Below are 21,848 nucleotides of genomic sequence, written 5' to 3' on the forward strand. Positions count from 1 at the left end.
CAATTTTTCGTGGAGCCTCCCATGCCCGTGCAAGCCCTGTTCAAACCGTTCCAGCTCGGTGCCCTCGAACTGCCGACCCGCGTAGTCATGGCGCCGATGACCCGTTCGTTCTCTCCGGGCGGCGTGCCCAATTCCAAAGTGATCGAATACTACCGTCGTCGCGCGGCGGCCGGTGTCGGCCTGATCATCACCGAAGGCACCACCGTCGGTCATCAGGCTTCCAACGGTTACCCGAACGTGCCGCACTTCTACGGTGAAGCGGCGTTGGCCGGCTGGAAGAAAGTCGTGGATGCGGTACACGCCGAAGGCGGCAAGATCGTTCCGCAACTGTGGCACGTCGGCAACGTGCGCCGTTTGGGTACCGAGCCGGACGCGAGCGTGCCGGGTTACGGCCCGTCGGAAAAACTCAAGGACGGTCAGGTCGTGGTGCACGGCATGACCAAGCAGGATATCCAGGACGTCATTGCAGCCTTCGCCCAAGCGGCGAAAGATGCCCAAAGCATCGGCATGGACGGCGTGGAAATCCACGGCGCCCACGGTTACCTGATCGACCAGTTCTTCTGGGAAGGCAGCAACCAGCGCACCGACGAATACGGTGGCAGCCTGGCCAACCGTTCGCGTTTCGCCATCGAGCTGATTCAGGCTGTGCGTGCGGCGGTGGGCGAAGGCTTCCCCATCATCTTCCGTTTCTCGCAGTGGAAACAGCAGGACTACACCGCGCGTCTGGTGCAAACCTCTGAAGCACTGGGCGAATTCCTCAAGCCATTGGCCGACGCTGGCGTGGACATTTTCCACTGCTCGACGCGTCGTTTCTGGGAGCCGGAATTCGACGGTTCCGACCTGAACCTGGCCGGCTGGACACGCAAGCTGACCGGCAAACCAACCATCACCGTCGGCAGCGTCGGCCTCGATGGTGAGTTCCTGCAGTTCATGGTCAACACCGACAAGGTCGCGCAACCGGCCAGTCTGGAAAAACTGCTGGAGCGTCTGAACAACGACGAGTTCGATCTGGTGGCGGTGGGGCGTGCGCTGCTGGTCGATCCGGACTGGGCGCAGAAAGTGCGCGAAGGCCGCGAGCAGGACATTCTGCCGTTCAGCCGTGAGGCGTTGATGACGCTGGTTTGATCGACGTGGGCGGCTTGTCGCGCAGGTCGCGGCAAGCCCCCAGCAAATGATTTTCAAACTGTTCGACGATGGCCGCCCATCCTTGGCGGCTGGCGTGTTGGCGTGCGTTCAGGCGTACGCAGCGCAACCTTTCGTCTTCTTCCAGCAGCCACGCGGCCGCCTCGCAGAACGCCTCTTCATCCCCGGGCATCGCCAGCACGCCGTTGTAGCCATGGCGAATATGCTGGGCCGCGGCCGCCTGATCGTAAGCCACCACCCCCAGGCCTGAGGCCAGCGCTTCCAGCACGACGTTGCCGAAGGTTTCGGTCAGGCTCGGAAACAGAAACACATCCCCCGACGCATAGTGCGCCGCCAGCGCTTCGCCCCGTTGCGATCCACAGAAAATCGCCTCGGGCAGTTCCTTTTCCAGTGCCATTCGTTGCGGTCCGTCGCCGACCACGATCAGCTTCAGATTGCGCTGTGGATAAGTGCCGGCGAGCTTTTCGAAACTGCGTTTGAGCAAGCTGAGGTTTTTCTCCGGCGCCAGGCGTCCTACGTGAATGACAGCAATGTCCTGCTCGCCAAGACCCCATTGCTCACGCAAGGCATTCAGGCGTTTGGCCGGGTGAAACAACTGACTGTCGACACCCCGGGACAGCAGCGCCAGGCGCTCGAAATGCCGACGCTCCAGCTCCAGTCGCTGGCTGACGCTCGGCACCAGGGTCATGGCCGAACGATTGTGAAACCAGCGCAAATAGTGAGTGAGCAAGCGCGTCAGCAAGCCCAGCCCGTACTGGTGGGTGTATTGCTGAAAATTGGTGTGAAAACCGCTGACCACGGCAATCCCCAGACGCCGTGCCGCGCGCAACGCCGACAGCCCGAGCGGGCCTTCGGTGGCGATATAGAGCACGTCCGGGCGCTGGCGCGTCCAGCGTCGCAGCAGTTTGTGCATCGACGACTGACCCCATTGCAACCCCGGATACCCCGGCAACGGCCAGCCTCGGCACAACAGCAGCGAGTCGTCTTCACTGCGCTGCGGATCGTCAGCCTGACGCGGTCGCACCAGTTCCACCCGATGCCCGCGTGCGCGCAAACCGTCGCACAAGCGGCCAAGGGTATTGGCCACGCCGTTGATTTCCGGTGGGAAGGTTTCGCTGATGAGGGTGATATGTAGAGCTGTCGTCATGACCTCAGTGTCGGCTGAGGCCATGTCGTGGTTGTGACGTTCGGATGATGGATTTGTGACGCGGTCTCAGCGTTGCGTCACCAGATTTTCGGCCCCGCGCTCACGCACCCAGAACAACGTAGCCCCGGCCACGGCGGCCGGCATCATCAGGATGTTGACCACCGGAATGAGCAACACCAGATAGACGATCCCGCCAAAGCTCATGCTCTGCCAGCGCTTCTGCCGCAGCCACGCGAGCATCTCGTTCCAGCCCAGTTTGTGGTTGTCCGCCGGGTAGTCGATGTACTGGATCGCCATCATCCACACCCCGAACAGCAGCCACAGCGGCGCGGCGACGATGTTCACCACCGGGATGAACGAAAGAATAAACAGGCCGATGGCCCGGGGCAGAAAGTAACCGAGCTTGCGCATTTCCCGGGCGAAGGTGCGCGGGATCATGGCGATCAGTTCGCCCCAGCTGAAGGCCGGGAAGTCGTCGGTGCCGCGCACCACCACTTCAACCTTTTCCGCGAGGAAGCCGTTGAACGGCGCGGCGATCACGTTGGCCAGCATCGTGAAGGTGAAGAACACCATTAACGCCACCAGCACCACGAACAGCGGCCACAGGATGTAACTGAGGAAACTCAGCCATTCGGGCAGCGACGGCATCAGTGTGTCGACCCACAGGCTGAACTGGTGGCCGGCCAGATAGATCAATCCGACGAACAGCACCAGGTTGATGGCCAGCGGCAGCAGCACGAACAGGCGCAGGCCCGGACTCAATACCAGTTTGAGGCCTTCGCGCAGGTATTGCGGGCCGGACAGAACAGGGGCGGGCATAGGTTGCTCCGAGCAAGGGAAAACGCGCCGACCTTACCGACTTTGCAGAACCTGTGAAAGCGCGGCAGCGGGATCGACATTCACTGTAACAAAGACGTTCATCTCGTCAGTGTGTCGGCATAGAGACCACCTATGAGCTGGATTGTTAAACCGTATTTCCTTAATCTTGCCCCCCTCGATACGCTGCACCCAACTTTTTACAGGACTGTCGAGCTCACGCCTTCCCCAAGGTTATCCACAGTCCTTTTTTATTCCCGCCGGCAGTCCGGCGTCCGGCCAGGTGTCTTGGCCGGTCAACAGGAGCAGGTTCATGTCTGAAGTCCGTCATTCGCGAGTGATCATTCTCGGTTCCGGCCCTGCCGGTTACAGCGCTGCCGTCTACGCTGCCCGTGCCAACCTCAAGCCGCTGCTGATCACCGGCATGCAGGCCGGCGGTCAACTGACCACCACCACCGAAGTCGACAACTGGCCGGGCGACGTCCATGGTCTGACCGGCCCGGTGCTGATGGAGCGCATGCGTGAGCACGCCGAGCGTTTTGAAACCGAGATCGTCTTCGATCACATCAACGCCGTGGACTTCGCTTCCAAACCGTACAGCCTGACCGGCGACAGCGGCACCTACACCTGCGACGCGCTGATCATCGCCACCGGCGCCAGCGCTCGTTACCTGGGCCTGCCGTCGGAAGAAGCGTTCATGGGCAAAGGCGTTTCGGCCTGCGCGACCTGCGACGGTTTCTTCTATCGCAACAAGCCGGTAGCCGTGGTCGGTGGCGGGAACACCGCGGTCGAAGAAGCCCTGTACCTGGCCAACATCGCCAGCAAGGTCACCCTGATCCACCGTCGCGAAACCTTCCGCGCCGAGAAGATCCTGATCGACAAGCTCAACGCCCGTGTGGCCGAAGGCAAGATCGAGCTGAAACTGAACGCGACCCTGGACGAAGTGCTGGGCGACAACATGGGCGTGACCGGTGCGCGTCTGAAGAACAACGACGGCAGCTTCGACGAAATCAAGGTCGACGGCGTGTTCATCGCGATCGGCCACACCCCGAACACCTCGCTGTTCGAAGGTCAGCTGGAGCTGAAGGACGGCTACCTCGTGGTTCAGGGCGGCCGTGAAGGCAACGCCACCGCGACCAGCGTCGAAGGTATCTTCGCTGCCGGCGACGTGGCCGATCACGTTTACCGTCAGGCCATCACCTCGGCTGGCGCCGGCTGCATGGCGGCACTGGACACCGAGCGTTACCTGGACGATCTGCAGAACGTTTCGTTCTAAGATTGCAGGCACAAAAAAAACCGGCCAATTGGCCGGTTTTTTTGTGCTCGCGATTCGCTCGGAATCAGCGGCGGGTCAGCGGTTGCGCTACGAATTTCACGCCCGCCAGACCGTGCTGGATCAGCGCACGGATATTGCCGTGATCGCTGCCTTCAGGCGTTGCCACAACCGAGCGGTAGTGTTCGCCGAACGCCAGCAACGCTTCTTCATCGCTCAAGTCTTCCAGCAGGGCCAGACCCAGGGTTTTGCACGAGCCTTCGTTCTGCCCGGCTGCGTTTTCCACGCCACCATTGTTGAACGCCTGAGGTTGGTAGTCGTAACCGGCGGCGATGAAGGCCAGGGTGTCGGCAAAAACGTGTTCGCCGCTCTTGAGGCTGGCGCGCAGGGTGTTCAGATCACTCATTGGGTTTTCCTTTGGCGAACGCCGCTTGTTGTTCGGCGCTGGCTTCTTGCTGATATTGGGCTTTCCAGTCGGCGTACGGCATGCCGTAAACCACTTCACGGGCATCGTCGAGGCTGACCTCGATCTGGCGCTCGTCGGCCTCGGCCTTGTACCACTTCGACAGGCAATTGCGGCAGAACCCGGCGAGGTTCATCAGGTCGATGTTCTGCACGTCCTTGCGGCTGTCCAGGTGGGCGACCAGCCGGCGGAAGGCGGCGGCTTCGAGTTCGAGGCGTTGTTGCTCGGTCATGATGGGCTCTGTGCAGTCAAATCGTGGCGCGGATGATAAAAGTCTGACGCCCGGAGCGCCAGACACGTTCAGCGGCTGGCGGCGAGGGTGATCGACACAGATTCGGCAAAACGCAAGGCATGCGGCTTGTCGACTTCGACTTCGGCGTACAGCACTGATTCGTTGGCCATCACCAGATCCAGCAGCTCCTGGGTCAGGCGTTCGAGCAGCGCGAAACGGTTGCCTTCCACGTGGGCGATGATCGCCTTGGTGATGGTGCGGTAGTTCAGCGCGTGGTCGATGTCGTTGTCACGTACCGCTTCCTGCGCGGCGTACAGGATGGTCAGGTTGATCAGCACATCCTGCTTGTTGAGGATTTCGTCCTCGTTGATCCCGATAAAGGTGCGCAGGCGCAGATCCTTGACCCGGATGCGCGCCATTCCCGGTTGAAGTTGTGGCATTTACTTGCTCCGTCCAATCAATTGCAGGAACTCCTGACGGGTGTTGCTCGACTCGCGGAAGGCGCCGAGCATGACCGAGGTGTTCATGGTCGAATTCTGTTTCTCGACACCGCGCATCATCATGCACATGTGCCGGGCTTCGATGACCACCGCAACACCGGCGGCATCGGTGACTTGCTGGACCGCCTCGGCGATCTGGCGGGTGAGGTTTTCCTGGATCTGCAGGCGACGGGCGAACATGTCCACCAGTCGCGCGATCTTCGACAACCCAAGCACCTTGCCCGTCGGAATATAAGCCACATGGGCCTTGCCGATGAAGGGCAGCAGGTGATGTTCGCACAACGAATAGAGCTCGATGTCGGCGACGATGATCATCTCGTCGGTGTCGGAGGCAAACAGCGCGCCATTGACGATCTCGTCGACGCTCTGTTCGTAGCCGTGACACAGATACTGCATGGCCTTGGCCGCCCGCGCGGGTGTGTCGAGCAGTCCTTCGCGGTCAGGGTTTTCACCGAGACCGATCAGGATCTCGCGGTAATTCTCGGGCAGGGAACGGGTCATGGGGCATCCTCGCGGGGGCGTATTACTTGACGTGCCGCCCGCCGTTGACGGTCAGGGTCGTGCCGGTGACGTAAGGGTTGTCGAGCAGATAGCGCAGGCTCTGATAAATCACTTCGCTGCCGGGTTCGATGCCCAGCGCGGACTTGGCCAGCGCCTTGGTGCGGTACGCCGCATCGTCGTCGGGCTTGAACAATAGCAGGGCTGGCGCGATGCCGTTGACCTTGATTGAGGGCGCGTAGCGCGCGGCGAAGGACAGCGTGAGACTGTCGAGCCCGGCCTTGCTGGCGCAATAGCCGATGTGTTTGCTGCTGCCCTTGCGCGTGACGTCGTCGCTGATGTGGATGATGTCGGCAGGACTCGAACGTTGCAGCAATTGGGCGCAATGCAGGTTGATCAGGTACGGCGCCAGCATGTGAATGTTGAACATGCGGCTGAAGGCTTCGGCTTCGCCGTCACCGGTTTCCGCCAGCCACTCCGAGGCGTTGTGCACGATGGCGCGCAGGCTGTCGGTGTGGGTCTTCAGTTCGGTGATGAACGCGAGGATCGAGGCTTCGCTGGAAAAGTCCGCGTGCAGCCCGAGGGCGCCCAGATCCCGCAATGCCTTCACCCCCGGTCGTTCGCTGCGGTAGGTGAAGATCACACGATGGCCGTCTTCCAGCAGACGCTGCGCACAATGCAGGCCGACCCGCTGGCCGGCGCCGGTGATGAGGATGGGAGCTGTGGGAGAAGTCATGTACGGCTCGCGTCGAAGTCAGAGCAAAAACTATAACAGCGACGCGAGCGACGGCTTCAGCGATTTTGCGTGGAGGGTGTCGCAGGTAGCGGGCGTGCAGGCGCCGGGTTGAGCCAGCCGGCCAGCAGCCGGGTCGACAGCGGAATGAAGAAGTAGACCATCAATGGGGTCAGGCACAGCGTGCTGATGAAGACCCTCGGCAACAGGCTCATTTCAGCGAGCAGCGGACCCAGCACGAAGTTGAACAGCAGCGACACCGGGAAGAACGCCAGCCAGATTGCCACGGCCTGTTTCCAGCGCGGGGGGCGATGACCGGTTGCACCGAACCAGCCTTCAATGCCGCTGACCCGATGTTCCGTCGGGTGAGCAAACAGATCGCTGCCACGAGCCAGCCATGCAGTGCGCGATGCCGAGTGCTCCCAGGCGTGCAGGGTCTGTTCGTCGACGAAGCGGAAAATGATCTGGAATTCATCGTCGCCGGGAGGCGGGGCCAGTACGCCGGAGCCGAGGTAACCGGGGAAGTCGGTGGCCAGTTGTTCGCCTTCTCGCAACCAGGCAATCAGATCCTGATAACGACCATTGGCGACACGACGCGCGACCATCAGCGTGACGGGGGAAGTAGACATTGTGTATCTCCGTATTGCATTTGCGTCGCTCCGGGTAGGAGTCTCGCCTGACGCAGCGCCGGGGTAGAGGGCTGCGTTTTTCGACAAGCAAGGATTATTCCTCATTTGCGTGACAAACCAGAGACTTTCGTCCCATTTCATCGCTTGAACCGCTCGATGGCATCCGGAGTAGAATGGGATCCAGCTACGCTCACACACGCCAACAAGGACGTACCCGCGCCAATGCCTGTCATGACTGACGTTCGTCCTGCTTCCCCGGCATCCGTTGCGCTGGAGCGCGAGGAGCTTTTCCCTATCCGCGAAGTGGCGCGTCTGACCGGCGTGAACCCGGTTACGCTGCGCGCCTGGGAGCGTCGCTACGGTTTGATCCAGCCGACACGCACCGAAAGTGGGCATCGTTTGTATTCGATGACCGATATCGAGCGCGTTCGCAGCATCGTCGACTGGATTGATCGCGGGGTGGCGGTGAGCAAGATTGGCAAGATCCTGGCCAAGACCGAGCCGATGAAAGTGCTGGCTCCCTTCATTTCAGATGATCTGATGCAGGCTGACTATTTCAATTGGCAGGAGCAGGTCAGGCAGGCCGTCAGCTCGTTCGACGATCAGTTGCTCGACCGGGTCTACGGCCAGATTTTCTCGTCCTATGCACTGCCTGTAGTGTTTCAGGACATTCTGATGCCGTTGTGGCTGCAAATGCTGCAGCGTCAGGACGCTTTCGGACAAACCAGCGAGTGGCTGTTCTTCGATGGTTTTCTGCGAGCGAAGGTGCTGCAGCGCATCGTTGTGCTGCGCGGCTCGCAACCGCGCAAGGTGATTGTCAGCGCACTGGCCGGTCAATGCCGTGAGCTGGAATTGCTGGTGGCGGCGCTGTTTCTCAGCGGCAATGACGCAGGCGTTCGTGTACTCACCACCGGCCAGCCGTTCGATGAACTGACGCTGGTGTGCGAAAAGACCAGGCCTCAGGCGCTGGTGCTGTTTTCCAATCACGCACCGACCGCAGAGCTGCCACGACGTCTGAACCGTCTGGCCTTGAGTCTGGATTGTCAGTTGATGCTGGCAGGCGATGCTGCCGATCTGGCGCAGGACAGCCTCGCCGGATCATCGGTTGGCTGTCTGGGCAATGAAGGATCGACCCTGCGTCAACGCATGAATCAGTTCCTGGCGGGGACGCTTGATACCTGAGACTCAGGTGTGCAGGGCAGGGTGGGTCAGACGATGCTGTTGCAGGATGAACTGGCGCAGACGCTCGGTTTCGTCGGCATCGCTCTGACTTAGCTCGTAAGCATAAAATCCGCTTTCGGTTTCCCGCTCGAATGTCCCGCGCAGGGAAATCCGCTCGTAGCCCGACGGGCTGAACCACAAGGCAAAGTGCTTCGGCGGTTTGGTCTTGTTGCGCACTTCCAGCAGCACACCCTTGTGCGAAACCTCATGCACCCACATCGTACCTGGCTGGCCCTTGGCGTTTTCCAGTGCCACCGGCTCCTCCAGGGCCAGGCGCCATGGACGCACCATCGGCCCGTCTTCATAGATGCTCGGTACACCCAGGCGCAGGTGCAGGGCGTGGAATTCGTCTTCCACCAGATGCAACGGGAAAGTCATCTGCTGATTTTCGAAGTTGGCCTGGATGGTGACTTGCTCATGGGCCGCCAGGCGCGTGAGCAGGTCACGGATCTGCGAACCACCATTGACCAGCAGGCTCGACGTCGCATCCCGCACATTGAGTTGCGGGTTATGTTGCATGGTCTGGATGAAATCCAGCTCATCCTGGGTCAGGAGGGCGTCACGCTGCATGGCTAACTCGAAATGAATAATTACAAAGTCATTGGTGATTGTAGTTAATGACAATTAGTTCGCTGTTTTGTTTGCGCCGTTCGTCGCTTTCAGTTCGGCGAGTTCGGCTTCCAGGGCCGCGACCCGGTCTTCCAGTTGCATAACCCGCTGCTGGGCCTTGACCTGAACCGTGACGTCTTTTTGCACGCCGACGAAATAGGTCAGTCCGTCGTCGGCATTTTTTACCGTCGACAGCGACAGTTCGTTCCAGAACGGCGTGCCGTCCTTGCGGTAGTTACGCAGGATCTCCCGGCATGAGCCGCCGTCTCGCAATACGTCGCGAATTACCCCCAAGCTGGCCTGGTCGCGATCCCCGGCCTGCAGGAAGCGACAGTCCTGATAAAGAATTTCTTCACTGGTGTAGCCGGTCATCTTTTCGAAAGCCGGATTCACGTAGATCAGGATGTTGTCCTCATCGCCTTCCTTTTCTGCCACCACAATCCCTTCGTTCGACGCGTTGATCACCATTTGCAGCAGACTGGCATTGATCATCTATGAAGCCTTACAAGGATTTCGGTGGCAGGCATTCTAGAAGATCGACTGGCGCTGTCTACTGGCCATCAGCGCTTATCGAGAGCCAATCGCAACAGGGCGCCGCTGGCTGTTACTATCGCCGCTCTTTTTTTCAGTTTCAGGATCAGATTGATGAAAGTCGCCATCCTCTCCGGCTCTGTGTACGGCACGGCCGAAGAAGTCGCTCGCCACGCTCAGAGCCTGTTGAACGCCGCCGGTTTTGAAACCTTTTACAACTCGCGCGCCAGCCTCGCCGATCTCCAGACCTTCGGCCCTGAAGTCTTGCTCGGCGTAACTTCGACTACCGGCATGGGCGAGCTGCCGGACAACCTGCAACCTTTGTACTCGGCCATTCGCGACCAATTGCCGGCGGCCTGGCGTGGCTTGCCGGGTGCCGTGATCGCCTTGGGCGATGCCAGTTATGGCGACACGTTCTGCGGCGGCGGCGAGCAACTGCGAGAGCTGTTCGGCGAACTGGGCGTGCGCGAAGTGCAGGACATGCTGCGCATCGACGCCAGCGAAAGCGTCACTCCTGAAACCGATGCCGAACCTTGGCTGGAGCAGTTGATCGCGACGCTCAAGGGCTGATCCGACGTTCACGCAGCAGCGCCAGCCAGGCTTGCGCAGCCTTTGACAGATAGGCACCCCGGCGCCAGATGAAAGCGATGTCCCAGCGCAAGTAATCCGGCGCGTTCAAGGTCAGGCGCACCACGCCTGGCCGCACCAGTCCGCGCGCCACTACGCTGGGCAGCAACACCACGCCTTGCCCGGCGGCGACCAGCGCCGCGAGAAAGTCCGCCTGCCCGCTACGCCCGCCTTCTTTCGGGGTGAAGCCCATCTGCTGGCATGCCTGAAGCAAACGATCGTTGAGCACGAAACTGCGCTGATACAACAGGAACGGCGTATCGGCCAATTCCTCCAGACCGATTTCACCTTTTGCCGCAAGTGGGTGATCCACCGGTAGCAGCGCGTCGAGCGGCTCATCACAGAACGGCTGAAAGTCGAACTGCGGATCTTTCGGCAGCAGGCTGCCGCCCAACTCCAGCTCCCCGCTGAGCACCGCCTGTTCGATGTTGCGACTGCCGCCCTCGATCAGTTGAACGCTGATGTTTGGATATCGCCGTCGGTATTCGGCGAACAGCCCGGCAAACAATGCATCGCTGCCCAGCAAAGGCAGCCCAAGACGCAACTCGCCGCGCGCCAGATGGCTGAGATCATCCAGCTCGCTAAGCAATTCATTGCGCAAGCGCAGCATGCCTTCGGCTCGTTGCAGCACCACGCTGCCGGCGGCGGTCAGGCGTATTTGCGAGCCCAGCCGTTCGAGCAGCGGAGTGCCGAGGCTCTGTTCGAGCTGGGCGATCTGCTTGCTCACGGCGGACTGACTGATGTGCAGGGTTTTCGCGGCTTGGGTGAAGCCGCCCTGATGCATGACTTCGACAAAGCTTTTGAGCTGTTTGAATTCCATGGCCTGATTCCAGATTGGAATGGCTTTGAGTCTAACAATTCGCTTCGGAGATGGCAGTCGGGTTCGTAAAATAGGCACCTGAAAGGAGCCCCCCGATGAAAGCCTCGACCGTTAAATACTTCTCCCGCCTGCTGGCCGAACTGGCCGTGCTGCTCGGTCTCTATCTGCTCGGCTGTCAGATCGCAGCGTGGTTGGCCTGGCCGATTCCCGGCGGCGTGATCGGCATGGTGCTGTTGCTGCTGGGCTTCGCGTTCGGCTGGATCAAGCCGGCGGCGCTGCAAATGGGCGCGGGATTGCTGATGGCCGAGATGCTGCTGTTCTTCATTCCGGCGCTGATGAGTCTGCTGGATTACGGCGCGTTGCTGCGCGATGACGGCTGGCGGATCTTGTTGGTGATCGCGGCCAGTACGCTGATGGTGATGCTGGTGACCGCGTTCACTGTGGAACTGGCCGTGCGCCTGAGGCGGTCCCATGAAGCTTGAACTGATGCCGATGTTCTGGCTGGCGTTCACGTTGCTGGCTTATCTGTTCAGTCGCTGGCTGTATCGCCGGACCGGGCGCTACGTGCTTTCGCCACTGATTCTGGTTCCCGCCTTGTTGCTGGCCCTCGCGGTGCCGCTGCACACCGCTTACGCCGAATACTCGAGCAACACCCATTGGCTGATGCTGGTGCTCGGTCCGGTCACCGTGGCGTTTGCGGTGCCGATCTGGCAGCAGCGACGGTTGCTGGTGCGGCATTGGTCGGCATTGCTGCTGGGCATGCTGGCCGGCAGTGCGGCGTCGATTGCCACTTCGTTTGGTCTTGCAAAAGCACTGGCGCTGGACAGTTCGGTGACGCTGTCGCTGGTGCCGCGCTCCATCACCACACCGTTTGCCATGCCGCTGGCCCAGGACCTCGGTGGCGTGCCGGAACTGACAGCGGTGTTCGTGATGTTCACCGGTGTGTTCGGCGCGATGCTCGGCGGTGTGCTGCTCAAGTGGCTGCCGTTGCGCAGCGCCCTGGCGCGCGGTGCATTGTTCGGCGTCGGTGCGCACGGCGCCGGGGTCAGCCGGGCCCATGAAGTGGGTGGCGAAGAAGGCTCGGTCGCGGGGCTGGTGATGGTGCTCACCGGGCTGCTCAATCTGTTCGCCGCACCTTTGTTGGCGTCGTTGCTTTGACATGGATCCAAGCTGTTTGCGTCGCTGACTCGTTCAGTCATCAAGCTGGCTGCCAATGCAACTACGCGACGGTCACGGGCTGACTAGACTGCTGACACACGCAAAAACAATAAGAACGCAGAGGTGCATACAGTGAGCGTAGCCCCCGTCCCTTCGTCCGTGAACGTCAAAGACCAGGTCAGTGCCGCGGAATGGCAGACCCGGGTCGATCTGGCCGCCTGTTATCGTCTGGTCGCACTGCATGGCTGGGACGATCTGATCTTCACCCATATTTCCGCCAAGGTGCCCGGCACCGAAGACTTCCTGATCAACCCGTTCGGTCTGATGTTTCATGAGATCACCGCGTCGAGCCTGGTGAAGGTCGACCAGGCCGGCAACAAACTCATGGACAGCCCTTACGAAATCAATCCCGCTGGCTACACCATCCACAGCGCCGTGCACGAAGTGCGGCACGACGTGGCCTGCGTGCTGCACACCCACACCGCTTCCGGTGTCGCGGTGTCGGCGCAGAAGCAGGGCGTGTTGCCGATCAGTCAGCAGTCGTTGTTCGTGCTGTCGAGCCTGGCCTTTCACGCCTATGAGGGTGTGGCGCTCAACCATGAAGAGAAAGCGCGGTTGCAGGCGGATCTCGGCGACAGCAATTTCCTGATGCTGCACAACCACGGCCTGCTGACCTGCGGCGGCACCATCGCCGATACCTTCCTGATGATGTTCACCTTCCAGCGCGCCTGCGACATCCAGGTCATGGCGCAGACCGGCGGTGCCGAACTGATCGCCATCGAACCGCAGATTCTGGCCGGCGCCAAGGCGATGATCGCCGGCGTCACCAAAAGTGCTCAAGGCATGGGTGGCGCGCTGGCCTGGCCGGCGCTGCTGCGCAAACTCGATAAACAAGACCCGGGGTATAAACTCTAATGCCTCTCGCCGAGATTCCGCTGAGTGCCTGGCGCAAGCGCAGCCAGACGTTTGTCTTCCGTGGTCAGCCGATCCGCTACTGGACGGCCGGGCAGGGCGAACCGCTGCTGTTGATCCATGGCTTTCCGACGGCCAGTTGGGACTGGCATTACCTGTGGCAACCGCTGTCCCAGCGCTACCGGGTGATTGCCTGCGACATGCTCGGCTTCGGCGACTCGGCCAAGCCCCTGAATCACAACTACAGCCTGCTGGAGCAGGCCGATCTGCAACAGGCCTTGCTGGCGCACCTGCAAGTCGAGCAACCGGTGCATATTCTGGCCCATGACTACGGCGACAGTGTTGCCCAGGAACTGCTGGCCCGACATTACGAAGATCAGATTGAGGTCGCCAGTTGCGTGTTCCTCAACGGTGGTCTGTTCCCGGAAACCCACCGGCCGCTGCTGACGCAAAAACTGCTGCTCAGCCCGCTGGGCTGGATGATCGGTCGGGCCTTCACCCGCGATGCGCTGGTGAAAAGTTTCCATCAGATCTTCGGCCCGGACACCCGTCCCAGCGAAAGCGAAATGGATGATTTCTGGAGCCTGATCGAATGCAATCGCGGGCAGCGAGTCATGCACAAGCTGATTCACTACATTCCCGAGCGTCGGGTTCAGCGTGATCGCTGGGTCGCGGCGATGCAGCGTGGCGAGGTGCCGCTGCGGGTGATCGATGGCGAAGTCGATCCGATTTCCGGGGCGCACATGGTCGAGCGTTATCGCGAGCTTATTCCCGATGCGGACACCGTGCTGTTGCCGGGCATCGGCCACTACCCGCAAACCGAGGCGCCGGTTCAGGTGCTCAAACACTACCTCGAGTTTCGCGATCAATTCGTGTTGCCACCACGCAAGGTGGCGTGTTCCTGAATTCTTGCCGCAGGCGCCTGGCGCCTCGGCACGTTTTCATCATCCCCCAGCCTTATCGCGCACCATTCAGCCTCAGCCGTGTTCGTTGTGACCGAGCGCGTCGTGCCTGACACTCAGGGACACTGTCCCTCAGGCCTGCTGGAGTTGCCCCGATGAATGAGTCTGTGCGTTTCGAAGATAAAGTCGTGATCGTCACCGGAGCCGGTGGTGGCCTGGGGCGCGCTCACGCTTTGCTGTTCGCCAAACAGGGCGCCAAAGTGCTGGTCAACGACCTTGGCGGTTCGACCCAGGGCGAAGGCGCCAACGCTTCGGCCGCTGATCGCGTGGTAGCGGAAATCCGCGAGGCTGGCGGTATCGCCGAAGCCAACCATGACTCGGTCACCGACGGTGACAAACTGGTGCAGAACGCGCTCGACGTGTTCGGTCGTGTCGACGTGGTGGTCAACAACGCCGGAATCCTGCGCGACAAGACCTTCCACAAAATGGAAGACGCCGACTGGGATCTGGTCTATCGCGTCCACGTCGAAGGCGCCTACAAGGTGACCCGCGCCGCGTGGCCGCACATGCGTGAGCAAAACTACGGGCGAGTGATCTTCACCGCATCGACCTCGGGCATCTATGGCAACTTCGGCCAGTCCAACTACGGCATGGCCAAACTGGGTCTCTACGGCCTGACCCGCACCCTGGCCATTGAAGGTCGCAAGAACAACATTCTGGTCAACGCGATCGCCCCCACCGGCGGCACACGCATGACCGAAGGCCTGATCCCGCCGCAAGTGTTCGAACAACTCAAACCGGAACTGGTCAGCCCGCTGGTGGTGTACCTGGCCAGCGAACAATGCCAGGAAACCTCCGGCCTGTTCGAAGTCGGCGGCGGCTGGATGGGTAAGGTGCGCTGGGAGCGCAGCCTGGGCGCAGGGTTCGATCCTCGCGTCGGGTTTTCCCCGGAAGACGTCGCGGCGCACTGGCAACAAATCTGTGATTTTGAAGGCGCGGCGCATCCAAAGGACAACATCGAGGCGCTGAAGGAAATGATGGGGAATCTGCAGAAGTATTCGCTCTGATTCCTTGAGTTATTCGGCAGGACTTTCCCGGTCCTGCTTTCCCCTTTGAGCGCTCGTCTCATGAGCCTCTGTCGCTGTTTTCCCGCCTAAAAACATCGCCCATAAAAAAGGCCGCTGCAAACGCAGCGGCCAAGGTAAGACGTTGGATCAAGGAGCTACAAATCAACGTCAGTGAACACCGGGGCGATGGATCGAAAAACGCTTCGGTCCATCAGAAATCGGTTGCCGACGACTCGGTCGCGGACTTCGTGCTTGCTGGCGGTCTGCCGTGAAAGCCCGCTCAGAATAAGGGCTGGCGCCTCCGGGAAAAATAGCGATTCCGGACATGCACTGTTACGGGGCATGCAACAGTGGCGCGCACCGGGTCGTCATTATCCGTTGCGATGATAGTGGCCCATCCAGCCTGTTCATGGCGGGCGCAAAGCCTTGCCGCAGGCGGGGATTCATCCTTTCGAGCGACAGCGCGAATACCTCCTTGGTGCGCTTATCGTCACCGTGTAGCGGCAGTAGGGTGGGGCCTTCTGTCACTCACCGGGGAAGACGCATGACAAAAACAACAATGCGCGCCATCTTCACGCCGCACGCGCTCGCCGCTGCGGTGGCCTTGGGTTGCTGTGCCCAGGCACACGCGGTCGCTTTCAATATCGGGGAGATCGAAGGCACCTTCGATTCGTCGCTGTCGGTCGGTGCGAGCTGGGGCATGCGCGATGCCGACAAGTCGCTGGTGGGGACGGTCAACGGCGGAACCGGCCAGTCTTCCACCGGTGATGACGGGCGTTTGAACTTCAAGAAGGGCGAGACCTTTTCCAAGATCTTCAAAGGCATCCACGACCTCGAACTGAAGTACGGCGACACCGGTGTGTTCGTGCGCGGCAAGTACTGGTACGACTTCGAACTGAAGGACGAAGACCGCGAGTTCAAGCCGATCAGCGACAAGGGCCGCAAGGAAGGCGCCAAGTCGTCTGGCGCGCAGATTCTCGATGCGTTCATCTATCACAACTATTCCATCGCCGATCTGCCGGGCACCGTGCGCGCCGGCAAACAGGTGGTGAGCTGGGGCGAAAGTACTTTCATCGGCAACTCGATCAACAGCATCAATCCGATCGACGTCTCGGCGTTCCGCCGGCCAGGTGCGGAGATCAAGGAAGGGCTGATTCCGGTGAACATGCTGTTCGCCTCTCAAGGGCTGACCGACCAACTGACGGTCGAGGGCTTCTATCAACTGGAATGGGATCAGACCGTTCTCGACAACTGCGGGACCTTCTTCGGTGTCGACGTGGCGGCGGATGGCTGCAACAACGGCTACACCGTCGGCAGCCCGGCGATCGCCCCGTTGGCGCCGCTGACGGCAGCCTTCGGCCAGCCGATCCAGGTCACCCGTGAAGGTGTGATCGTGCCCCGTGGCGGCGATCGCGATGCGCGGGATTCCGGTCAATGGGGCACGGCACTGCGCTGGCTCGGCGATGACACCGAGTACGGCCTTTACTTCATGAACTATCACAGCCGCACACCGACCGTCGGCACCAGCACTGCCGGCCTGTCGACCCTCGCGGCGCTGCCGGGCATGGTCGGGATCGCAAACGGTCTGGCACCCGGCAGCGGATCGGGTCTGGCGCAAAGCGTGATGCTCGGGCGCGGTCAGTACTACCTCGAATATCCGGAAGACATCCGCCTGTACGGCGCAAGTTTTTCCACCACGCTGCCGACCGGCACCGCCTGGACCGGCGAGATCAGCTACCGGCCCAACGCGCCGGTGCAGGTCAACACCAACGACTTGACCCTGGCGCTCCTCAATCCGATTGCCGGCGGTGCCGCATCGCCGCTGGCCACCTCGCCGGGCGCCGACAACAAGGGCTACCGGCGCAAGGAAGTGACGCAGATCCAGAGCACGCTGACGCACTTTTTCGATCAAGTCTGGGGCGCGGAACGCTTGACCCTGGTCGGTGAAGCGGCGGTGGTGCGGGTCGGTGGGCTGGAGTCGCGCAGCAAGCTGCGTTACGGCCGCGACTCGGTCTACGGCCAGTACGGTTTCGGCGGTGACACCGACGGTTTCGTCACCTCCACCTCCTGGGGCTATCGCGCCCGGGCGATCCTCGATTACGCCAACGTGATCGGCGGGATCAACCTCAAACCCAACCTGTCCTGGTCCCACGACGTTGCCGGTTATGGCCCCAACGGTCTGTTCAACGAAGGCGCCAAGGCCGTCAGCGTCGGGGTCGATGCCGACTACCGCAACACCTACACCGCGAGCCTGAGTTACACCGACTTTTTCGGCGGTGACTACAACACCCTCGAAGACCGTGACTTCGTGGCCCTGAGCTTCGGTGTGAACTTCTGATCTGCCCGAGAAGGATGAATGCAATGCGCAAGATGATTCTGCAATGCGGTGTCCTGGCCCTGAGCCTGTTGGCCGCCAACGTGATCGCGGCGGTATCGCCGGACGAAGCCAACAAGCTCGGCACCAGCCTGACGCCGCTGGGCGCCGAGAAGGCCGGCAACGCTGACGGCTCGATTCCGGCCTGGACCGGCGGTATCCCGAAAAACGCCGGTGCGGTCGACAGCAAGGGCTTTCTGGCTGACCCGTTCGCCAGCGAAAAACCGCTGTTCACCATCACCGCCGCCAACGTCGACAAGTACAAGGACAAGCTGTCCGACGGCCAGGTGGCGATGTTCAAGCGCTACCCTGAAACCTACAAGATTCCGGTCTATCCGACCCATCGCACCGTAGCGGTACCACCGGAAATCTATGAGTCGGCCAAGCGCAGCGCGCTCAACGTCACCACGATCAACGACGGTAACGGTCTGGCCAATTTCACCGGCAATCGCTACTACGCCTTTCCGATTCCGAAGAACGGGGTCGAGGTGTTGTGGAACCACATCACCCGCTATCACGGCGGCAACGTCAAACGGATCATCACTCAGGTGACCCCGCAGACCAACGGCAGCTACACGCCGATCCGCTTCGAAGAAGAGATCGCCGTGCCGCAACTGATGAAGGATCTTGATCCGGAAAAAGCCGCCAACGTCCTGACCTTCTTCAAGCAGTCGGTGACCGCCCCGGCGCGTCTGGCCGGTAACGTGCTGCTGGTGCACGAGACCCTCGACCAGGTGAAGGAGCCGCGCCTGGCATGGATCTACAACGCCGGCCAGCGTCGGGTGCGCCGTGCGCCGCAGGTCGCTTATGACGGGCCGGGCACGGCTGCCGACGGCCTGCGTACCTCGGACAACTTCGACATGTTCTCCGGCGCACCGGATCGCTACGACTGGAAACTGATCGGCAAGAAGGAGATGTACATTCCGTACAACAGCTACAAGCTCGACTCGCCGAGCCTCAAGTACGACGACATCGTCAAGGCAGGTCACATCAATCAGGACCTGACCCGTTATGAGCTGCACCGGGTCTGGGAGGTGGTCGGCACGGTGAAACCGAACGAGCGGCACATCTATGCCAAGCGCCACATGTACATCGACGAGGACAGCTGGCAAGTGGCGTTGGCCGATCACTACGACGGTCGCGGGCAACTGTGGCGAGTGGCTGAAGGACACGCTCAGTACTACTACGATCACCAGGCCCAGGCCTACACGCTGGAAGCGCTCTACGACATCATCGCCGGTCGTTATATTGCCCTGGGGATGAAAAACGAAGAGAAGCACAGCTTCGAGTTCGGCTTCGAAGCCAAGGCCGCCGACTACACGCCGTCAGCCCTGCGCGCCGAGGGCGTACGGTAAGGGTTTCGATACATTGGCAAGGCAAAAGGCGACCGTACGGTCGCCTTTTTTATGGGCGCCAATCAGCGTACTGAATACTCGTCAACAAGCGCCGGGGAGAGGTCTAGGGTGAGCGTACAACGATAAGAAGGCGCACCCGATGACCGCCATGACACCCTGTCTGAATCGAGCAGATTTTTCTCCGAGACTGTCTCCCCATCACCTGCCGCGTCCGCGACTTTGCGGTGCACTGCTTGAGTCGACGGCACGGGTCAAACTGATCTGTGCGCCGGCCGGCAGCGGCAAAACCGCGCTGCTCACCGAATGCCTGCTGCAGGCGCCCGGCAATTGCACCGTCTGCTGGTTGCCGCTGGCAGGGGCGTCCTTGAGCGTCAGCGAACTTTGCGAACGGCTTGCGGGTGCGATGGGACTGACCGCCTCGGACGAGGCTTCGTTGCTTTTTGAACTGGCGCAGCGGTCCTCGGCCACCTGGATATTGATCGACGATTACTGCCGGAGTCCGCAACCTGCGCTGGATGCACTGCTCGACCGAATGCTGGCGATCAGCAGTCCGGCCCTGACATGGTGGATCGGTACGCGGCGCCGTCCACCCTGCAACTGGCCACGCCTGCTGCTGGATGACGCGCTGTACGAATGTGAAGGCGCAACGCTGGCGTTGACCCAGAGCGAGATCGTACAGGTGTTGCGTCACTTGCCGCCGGCCCAGGCTGACAGTGTGGCTGCTCGTATTCATCAACGCAGCGGTGGCTGGTGCGCCGGAGTGCGGATACTGATGATGCAGAAGTGCGACTGGTCGCAAAAGACCTTGCCGCAGCAACGCATGGACACTTTGCTCGACTATCTGCAACACGAACTGTTCAGCGGCCTGAGCCCGGAACTGGCCGAAGCCTGGCGGGTACTGGCGCACTTGCCGAGATTCAATGCCAGCCTGTGCGATCACCTGTTCGGTGCCGGGGACGGGGCGCAATGGATGCGCAGCCTGCAAACGCTGGGATGCTTTATCGAACCCTGGCAAGGATCACCGGACTGGTTGCAGGTGTGTGCTCCACTGTCACGCCTGATGCGTGATGAACCCTGGCCTGCCGGGCGCTCATGGCATCGTCGGGCCTGTCAGTGGTTTGCTGCCGGGCAGCATTGGAAATGCGCCTTCGAGCAGGCGTTGCTGGCCGACGAGTACGAGGTTGCGGTGAGTCTGTTGCAACACTTCAGTTTCGAGCACCTTTTCGAGGAGCAGACGGTCGTGCTGTTGCTGCGTCTCTATGAACAACGCGGCGAGGAACTGTTGCTGGGTTCGGCGCAATTGGTCGGGCTGGTCACGGCGGCGCTGCTGTTTGCCGGACGATTTGTCCAGGCGGGCGATTGCATCGGGCAACTGTCACGTTTTCTGCCGCCACCGTCGGCGGGCCAGCAGCGGCAATTGATTGCCCGCTGGCAGGCTCAGCAAGGCTGGTTGCTGCACTTGCAAGGGCACATGGACGAGGCGCGCGAGCATTTCGAACAAGCCTTGAACGAGCTGTCGCCACAGGCCTGGACGGCGCGTCTGTTGTGCCTGTCAGGCCGTACGCAACAGGCGTTGCTGTGCGGTGATCTGGAACTGGCTCACTCGATCAATCGTGAAGCCCTTCGTCTCGCCCGGGCAGAGGGCTCTTTGCTGTTCGAGGCATTGCTGGAGCTTGATCATGCCCAAGTGCTCGAACAGCGTGGTGGGGCCGCCCGAGCCGAAGAGCTGCTGGCCAATCTCTGCGAAATGCTCGGATTGTCCGTCGAGCGACCGACGCCGCTGCTGGGCCGTATCGCTCTGCGACGCGGGCGACTGGCGCTAAGCCTGGGACAGCAGGAACGGGCAGCCGAGTTCTTTCAACAGGGGCTCGACGACTGTCTGCGCAGCTTTGACAAGCGTGTGCTTTACGGCTTTCTGGGGCTGGCTCAACTGGCTGCCGATCAGGGGGATTTCCCACAAGCCTTCATGCGTCTGCGCGATGCCGAACGGTTGATGCAGCAGCGGCAAATCCCCGACACGGTCTATCGCAGCATCCTGTTGCAGGTCAGCAGCGAATTCTGGCTACAACAAGGGAGGCCCGAACTGGCCCGGGAGGCCTTGACTCGGGTACTTCGGCACTTTCGTGGCCCCCACGCACGACAAGCACCGCCTGCGACGCTGGAGCTTGTCCCGCGCATCGAGTGTTTGCTGATTCTGGCCGAGACCCGGTTGCATCAGGCACTGCAACCAATGGCGCGTTTGCAGTGCCTGTTGGAGCAGGCTCAAGCAAATCGGATGATTGTTCTCGAAGCCGAGCTGTTGCTGGCAATGGGTGAGGTGGCTTTGTTGTTCGATGAACGGGAATCTGCCCGGCAGTATTTTGAAAGAGGCCGGACATTGGCCAGTCATTTCAATTTTTCGCGATTGTTGCTGAAGTTTGAAGAACAAGTGCCGGATGCCTGGGTTGAATTGCTCCAGGGAAAGAAACTTTCAGATAAAAGCGGCGATGAAAGTACATTGAGTTTGCGAGAGTCTCAGGTTCTGCAATTGATTGCTTCAGGAAGTTCCAACCAACAAATAGCTGACAAGTTGTTCATCTCATTGCATACGGTTAAAACTCATGTCCGACGGATTCACGCCAAGTTGGGCGTGGAACGTCGGACGCATGCCGTGGCGCGGGCGAGAATGCTGGGGTTGTGCAGTTAATTGTCAGTTAATGAAGTTGTAGGTCAGGTTGGCGATCGGAAGTTTTCAATACTTCGTAAAATGTGGTGGGTGTTTGTGTGGGTGCTTCTCAAGCTAAGTTAATTACACGTTTCGGGTGATGTTGTATTGCCTGGTAGTAATGTGTATTGACG

The 21,848-nt window shown here is 60.7% G+C and carries 23 protein-coding genes; 12 read left to right on the plus strand and 11 right to left on the minus strand.

Going from position 1 to position 21,848, the window contains the following annotated elements; translation table 11 throughout:
- Positions 1-21: 21 nt before the first annotated feature.
- Positions 22-1,125 carry an NADH:flavin oxidoreductase gene (locus QR290_RS05795; protein ID WP_115076570.1) on the plus strand — a complete coding sequence of 368 codons (1,104 nt, stop codon included), beginning with the start codon at positions 22-24 and terminating at the stop codon, positions 1,123-1,125.
- Here the strand turns inward: QR290_RS05795 and QR290_RS05800 are convergent.
- Both QR290_RS05800 and cysZ read right to left on the minus strand, forming a co-directional pair.
- The gene (locus tag QR290_RS05800) at positions 1,094-2,314 is read right to left on the minus strand and encodes a glycosyltransferase family 4 protein (protein ID WP_289204522.1); all 1,221 of its coding nucleotides are present in this window, start codon (positions 2,312-2,314) and stop codon (positions 1,094-1,096) included. The two genes, QR290_RS05795 and QR290_RS05800, sit on opposite strands and share 32 nt — an antisense overlap.
- Positions 2,315-2,356: 42 nt before the next feature.
- Positions 2,357-3,109: a sulfate transporter CysZ gene (gene cysZ, locus QR290_RS05805; protein ID WP_115076572.1), complete on the minus strand. Its 753-nt coding sequence runs from the start codon at positions 3,107-3,109 to the stop codon at positions 2,357-2,359.
- A 310-nt stretch (positions 3,110-3,419) separates the two neighbouring features.
- On the opposite strand from cysZ, the gene trxB reads away from it, so the two are divergent.
- Positions 3,420-4,382, plus strand: coding sequence for a thioredoxin-disulfide reductase (gene trxB / locus QR290_RS05810; RefSeq protein WP_007957204.1), 963 nt, complete (start codon positions 3,420-3,422; stop codon positions 4,380-4,382).
- Positions 4,383-4,446: 64 nt separating this feature from the next.
- Here trxB and QR290_RS05815 read toward each other — a convergent pair whose 3' ends face one another.
- The 6 genes from QR290_RS05815 to QR290_RS05840 form a co-directional block, all read right to left on the minus strand.
- Positions 4,447-4,785, minus strand: a complete 339-nt coding sequence (locus QR290_RS05815; protein ID WP_289204523.1) for a HopJ type III effector protein — start codon at positions 4,783-4,785, stop codon at positions 4,447-4,449.
- Positions 4,778-5,074 carry a DUF1244 domain-containing protein gene (locus QR290_RS05820; RefSeq protein ID WP_085608092.1) on the minus strand — a complete coding sequence of 99 codons (297 nt, stop codon included), beginning with the start codon at positions 5,072-5,074 and terminating at the stop codon, positions 4,778-4,780. Before QR290_RS05820 ends, QR290_RS05815 begins: the two co-directional genes overlap by 8 nt.
- Before the next feature lie 68 nt (positions 5,075-5,142).
- Positions 5,143-5,514 (minus strand): dihydroneopterin triphosphate 2'-epimerase, encoded by a 372-nt coding sequence (folX, locus tag QR290_RS05825; protein ID WP_007957207.1) that lies wholly within the window; start codon positions 5,512-5,514, stop codon positions 5,143-5,145.
- Positions 5,515-6,075, minus strand: coding sequence for a GTP cyclohydrolase I FolE (folE, locus tag QR290_RS05830; RefSeq protein WP_115076574.1), 561 nt, complete (start codon positions 6,073-6,075; stop codon positions 5,515-5,517).
- Between the two features lie 22 nt (positions 6,076-6,097).
- Positions 6,098-6,808, minus strand: coding sequence for a dihydromonapterin reductase (folM, locus tag QR290_RS05835; RefSeq protein WP_115076575.1), 711 nt, complete (start codon positions 6,806-6,808; stop codon positions 6,098-6,100).
- A 56-nt stretch (positions 6,809-6,864) separates the two neighbouring features.
- Entirely contained in the window at positions 6,865-7,434 is a 570-nt protein-coding gene (locus QR290_RS05840) for an antibiotic biosynthesis monooxygenase (RefSeq protein ID WP_289204524.1), read from the minus strand.
- 222 nt (positions 7,435-7,656) lie between these two features.
- Here QR290_RS05840 and QR290_RS05845 point away from each other — a divergent pair, with 222 nt between their 5' ends.
- The gene (locus tag QR290_RS05845) at positions 7,657-8,616 is read left to right on the plus strand and encodes a MerR family transcriptional regulator (RefSeq protein ID WP_289204525.1); all 960 of its coding nucleotides are present in this window, start codon (positions 7,657-7,659) and stop codon (positions 8,614-8,616) included.
- Between the two features lie 3 nt (positions 8,617-8,619).
- Here QR290_RS05845 and QR290_RS05850 read toward each other — a convergent pair whose 3' ends face one another.
- Positions 8,620-9,225: a hypothetical protein gene (locus tag QR290_RS05850; RefSeq protein ID WP_289204526.1), complete on the minus strand. Its 606-nt coding sequence runs from the start codon at positions 9,223-9,225 to the stop codon at positions 8,620-8,622.
- Between the two features lie 54 nt (positions 9,226-9,279).
- The gene (locus QR290_RS05855) at positions 9,280-9,756 is read right to left on the minus strand and encodes a PAS domain-containing protein (protein WP_115076578.1); all 477 of its coding nucleotides are present in this window, start codon (positions 9,754-9,756) and stop codon (positions 9,280-9,282) included.
- A gap of 153 nt (positions 9,757-9,909) precedes the next feature.
- Between QR290_RS05855 and QR290_RS05860 the strand changes: the two genes are divergently transcribed.
- Positions 9,910-10,365: a flavodoxin gene (locus QR290_RS05860; RefSeq protein ID WP_115076579.1), complete on the plus strand. Its 456-nt coding sequence runs from the start codon at positions 9,910-9,912 to the stop codon at positions 10,363-10,365.
- On the opposite strand, the gene QR290_RS05865 is transcribed toward QR290_RS05860, so the two are convergent.
- Complete coding sequence (locus tag QR290_RS05865; protein ID WP_115076580.1) at positions 10,355-11,242, minus strand: LysR family transcriptional regulator; 888 nt, start codon at positions 11,240-11,242, stop codon at positions 10,355-10,357. The two genes, QR290_RS05860 and QR290_RS05865, sit on opposite strands and share 11 nt — an antisense overlap.
- A 95-nt stretch (positions 11,243-11,337) precedes the next feature.
- Between QR290_RS05865 and QR290_RS05870 the strand changes: the two genes are divergently transcribed.
- From QR290_RS05870 to QR290_RS05905, 8 genes are all read left to right on the plus strand, one after another.
- A complete protein-coding gene (locus tag QR290_RS05870; RefSeq protein WP_289204527.1) occupies positions 11,338-11,724 on the plus strand; it encodes a CidA/LrgA family protein in 387 nt (128 codons plus the stop codon).
- Entirely contained in the window at positions 11,714-12,400 is a 687-nt protein-coding gene (locus tag QR290_RS05875; protein ID WP_007957226.1) for an LrgB family protein, read from the plus strand. The genes QR290_RS05870 and QR290_RS05875 overlap by 11 nt, the downstream gene beginning before the upstream one ends.
- Before the next feature lie 132 nt (positions 12,401-12,532).
- On the plus strand, positions 12,533-13,315 hold the full coding sequence (locus tag QR290_RS05880; RefSeq protein ID WP_007957227.1) for a class II aldolase/adducin family protein: 783 nt from the start codon (positions 12,533-12,535) through the stop codon (positions 13,313-13,315).
- Positions 13,315-14,217 (plus strand): alpha/beta fold hydrolase, encoded by a 903-nt coding sequence (locus QR290_RS05885; protein ID WP_289204528.1) that lies wholly within the window; start codon positions 13,315-13,317, stop codon positions 14,215-14,217. The genes QR290_RS05880 and QR290_RS05885 overlap by 1 nt, the downstream gene beginning before the upstream one ends.
- Positions 14,218-14,369: 152 nt before the next feature.
- The gene (locus QR290_RS05890) at positions 14,370-15,281 is read left to right on the plus strand and encodes an SDR family oxidoreductase (RefSeq protein ID WP_007957229.1); all 912 of its coding nucleotides are present in this window, start codon (positions 14,370-14,372) and stop codon (positions 15,279-15,281) included.
- Positions 15,282-15,825: 544 nt separating this feature from the next.
- Positions 15,826-17,619 (plus strand): DUF1302 domain-containing protein, encoded by a 1,794-nt coding sequence (locus QR290_RS05895; RefSeq protein ID WP_115076585.1) that lies wholly within the window; start codon positions 15,826-15,828, stop codon positions 17,617-17,619.
- Between the two features lie 23 nt (positions 17,620-17,642).
- Positions 17,643-19,010 carry a DUF1329 domain-containing protein gene (locus QR290_RS05900; RefSeq protein ID WP_207985063.1) on the plus strand — a complete coding sequence of 456 codons (1,368 nt, stop codon included), beginning with the start codon at positions 17,643-17,645 and terminating at the stop codon, positions 19,008-19,010.
- Between the two features lie 139 nt (positions 19,011-19,149).
- Entirely contained in the window at positions 19,150-21,696 is a 2,547-nt protein-coding gene (locus QR290_RS05905) for a LuxR C-terminal-related transcriptional regulator (protein ID WP_289204529.1), read from the plus strand.
- Positions 21,697-21,848: the final 152 nt, after the last annotated feature.

It is taken from the genome of Pseudomonas fluorescens (assembly GCF_030344995.1).
Taxonomy (GTDB): Bacteria; Pseudomonadota; Gammaproteobacteria; order Pseudomonadales; family Pseudomonadaceae; genus Aquipseudomonas; species Aquipseudomonas fluorescens_BF.

What these genes read in the sequence shown, in the direction of transcription:
- QR290_RS05795 (WP_115076570.1), top strand. Translation starts at nt 22, where the DNA reads ATGCCCGTGCAAGCCCTGTTCAAACCGTTCCAGCTCGGTGCCCTCGAA.
- QR290_RS05800 (WP_289204522.1), bottom strand. Translation starts at nt 2,314, where the DNA reads ATGGCCTCAGCCGACACTGAGGTCATGACGACAGCTCTACATATCACC.
- cysZ (WP_115076572.1), bottom strand. Translation starts at nt 3,109, where the DNA reads ATGCCCGCCCCTGTTCTGTCCGGCCCGCAATACCTGCGCGAAGGCCTC.
- trxB (WP_007957204.1), top strand. Translation starts at nt 3,420, where the DNA reads ATGTCTGAAGTCCGTCATTCGCGAGTGATCATTCTCGGTTCCGGCCCT.
- QR290_RS05815 (WP_289204523.1), bottom strand. Translation starts at nt 4,785, where the DNA reads ATGAGTGATCTGAACACCCTGCGCGCCAGCCTCAAGAGCGGCGAACAC.
- QR290_RS05820 (WP_085608092.1), bottom strand. Translation starts at nt 5,074, where the DNA reads ATGACCGAGCAACAACGCCTCGAACTCGAAGCCGCCGCCTTCCGCCGG.
- folX (WP_007957207.1), bottom strand. Translation starts at nt 5,514, where the DNA reads ATGCCACAACTTCAACCGGGAATGGCGCGCATCCGGGTCAAGGATCTG.
- folE (WP_115076574.1), bottom strand. Translation starts at nt 6,075, where the DNA reads ATGACCCGTTCCCTGCCCGAGAATTACCGCGAGATCCTGATCGGTCTC.
- folM (WP_115076575.1), bottom strand. Translation starts at nt 6,808, where the DNA reads ATGACTTCTCCCACAGCTCCCATCCTCATCACCGGCGCCGGCCAGCGG.
- QR290_RS05840 (WP_289204524.1), bottom strand. Translation starts at nt 7,434, where the DNA reads ATGTCTACTTCCCCCGTCACGCTGATGGTCGCGCGTCGTGTCGCCAAT.
- QR290_RS05845 (WP_289204525.1), top strand. Translation starts at nt 7,657, where the DNA reads ATGCCTGTCATGACTGACGTTCGTCCTGCTTCCCCGGCATCCGTTGCG.
- QR290_RS05850 (WP_289204526.1), bottom strand. Translation starts at nt 9,225, where the DNA reads ATGCAGCGTGACGCCCTCCTGACCCAGGATGAGCTGGATTTCATCCAG.
- QR290_RS05855 (WP_115076578.1), bottom strand. Translation starts at nt 9,756, where the DNA reads ATGATCAATGCCAGTCTGCTGCAAATGGTGATCAACGCGTCGAACGAA.
- QR290_RS05860 (WP_115076579.1), top strand. Translation starts at nt 9,910, where the DNA reads ATGAAAGTCGCCATCCTCTCCGGCTCTGTGTACGGCACGGCCGAAGAA.
- QR290_RS05865 (WP_115076580.1), bottom strand. Translation starts at nt 11,242, where the DNA reads ATGGAATTCAAACAGCTCAAAAGCTTTGTCGAAGTCATGCATCAGGGC.
- QR290_RS05870 (WP_289204527.1), top strand. Translation starts at nt 11,338, where the DNA reads ATGAAAGCCTCGACCGTTAAATACTTCTCCCGCCTGCTGGCCGAACTG.
- QR290_RS05875 (WP_007957226.1), top strand. Translation starts at nt 11,714, where the DNA reads ATGAAGCTTGAACTGATGCCGATGTTCTGGCTGGCGTTCACGTTGCTG.
- QR290_RS05885 (WP_289204528.1), top strand. Translation starts at nt 13,315, where the DNA reads ATGCCTCTCGCCGAGATTCCGCTGAGTGCCTGGCGCAAGCGCAGCCAG.
- QR290_RS05890 (WP_007957229.1), top strand. Translation starts at nt 14,370, where the DNA reads ATGAATGAGTCTGTGCGTTTCGAAGATAAAGTCGTGATCGTCACCGGA.
- QR290_RS05895 (WP_115076585.1), top strand. Translation starts at nt 15,826, where the DNA reads ATGACAAAAACAACAATGCGCGCCATCTTCACGCCGCACGCGCTCGCC.
- QR290_RS05900 (WP_207985063.1), top strand. Translation starts at nt 17,643, where the DNA reads ATGCGCAAGATGATTCTGCAATGCGGTGTCCTGGCCCTGAGCCTGTTG.
- QR290_RS05905 (WP_289204529.1), top strand. Translation starts at nt 19,150, where the DNA reads ATGACCGCCATGACACCCTGTCTGAATCGAGCAGATTTTTCTCCGAGA.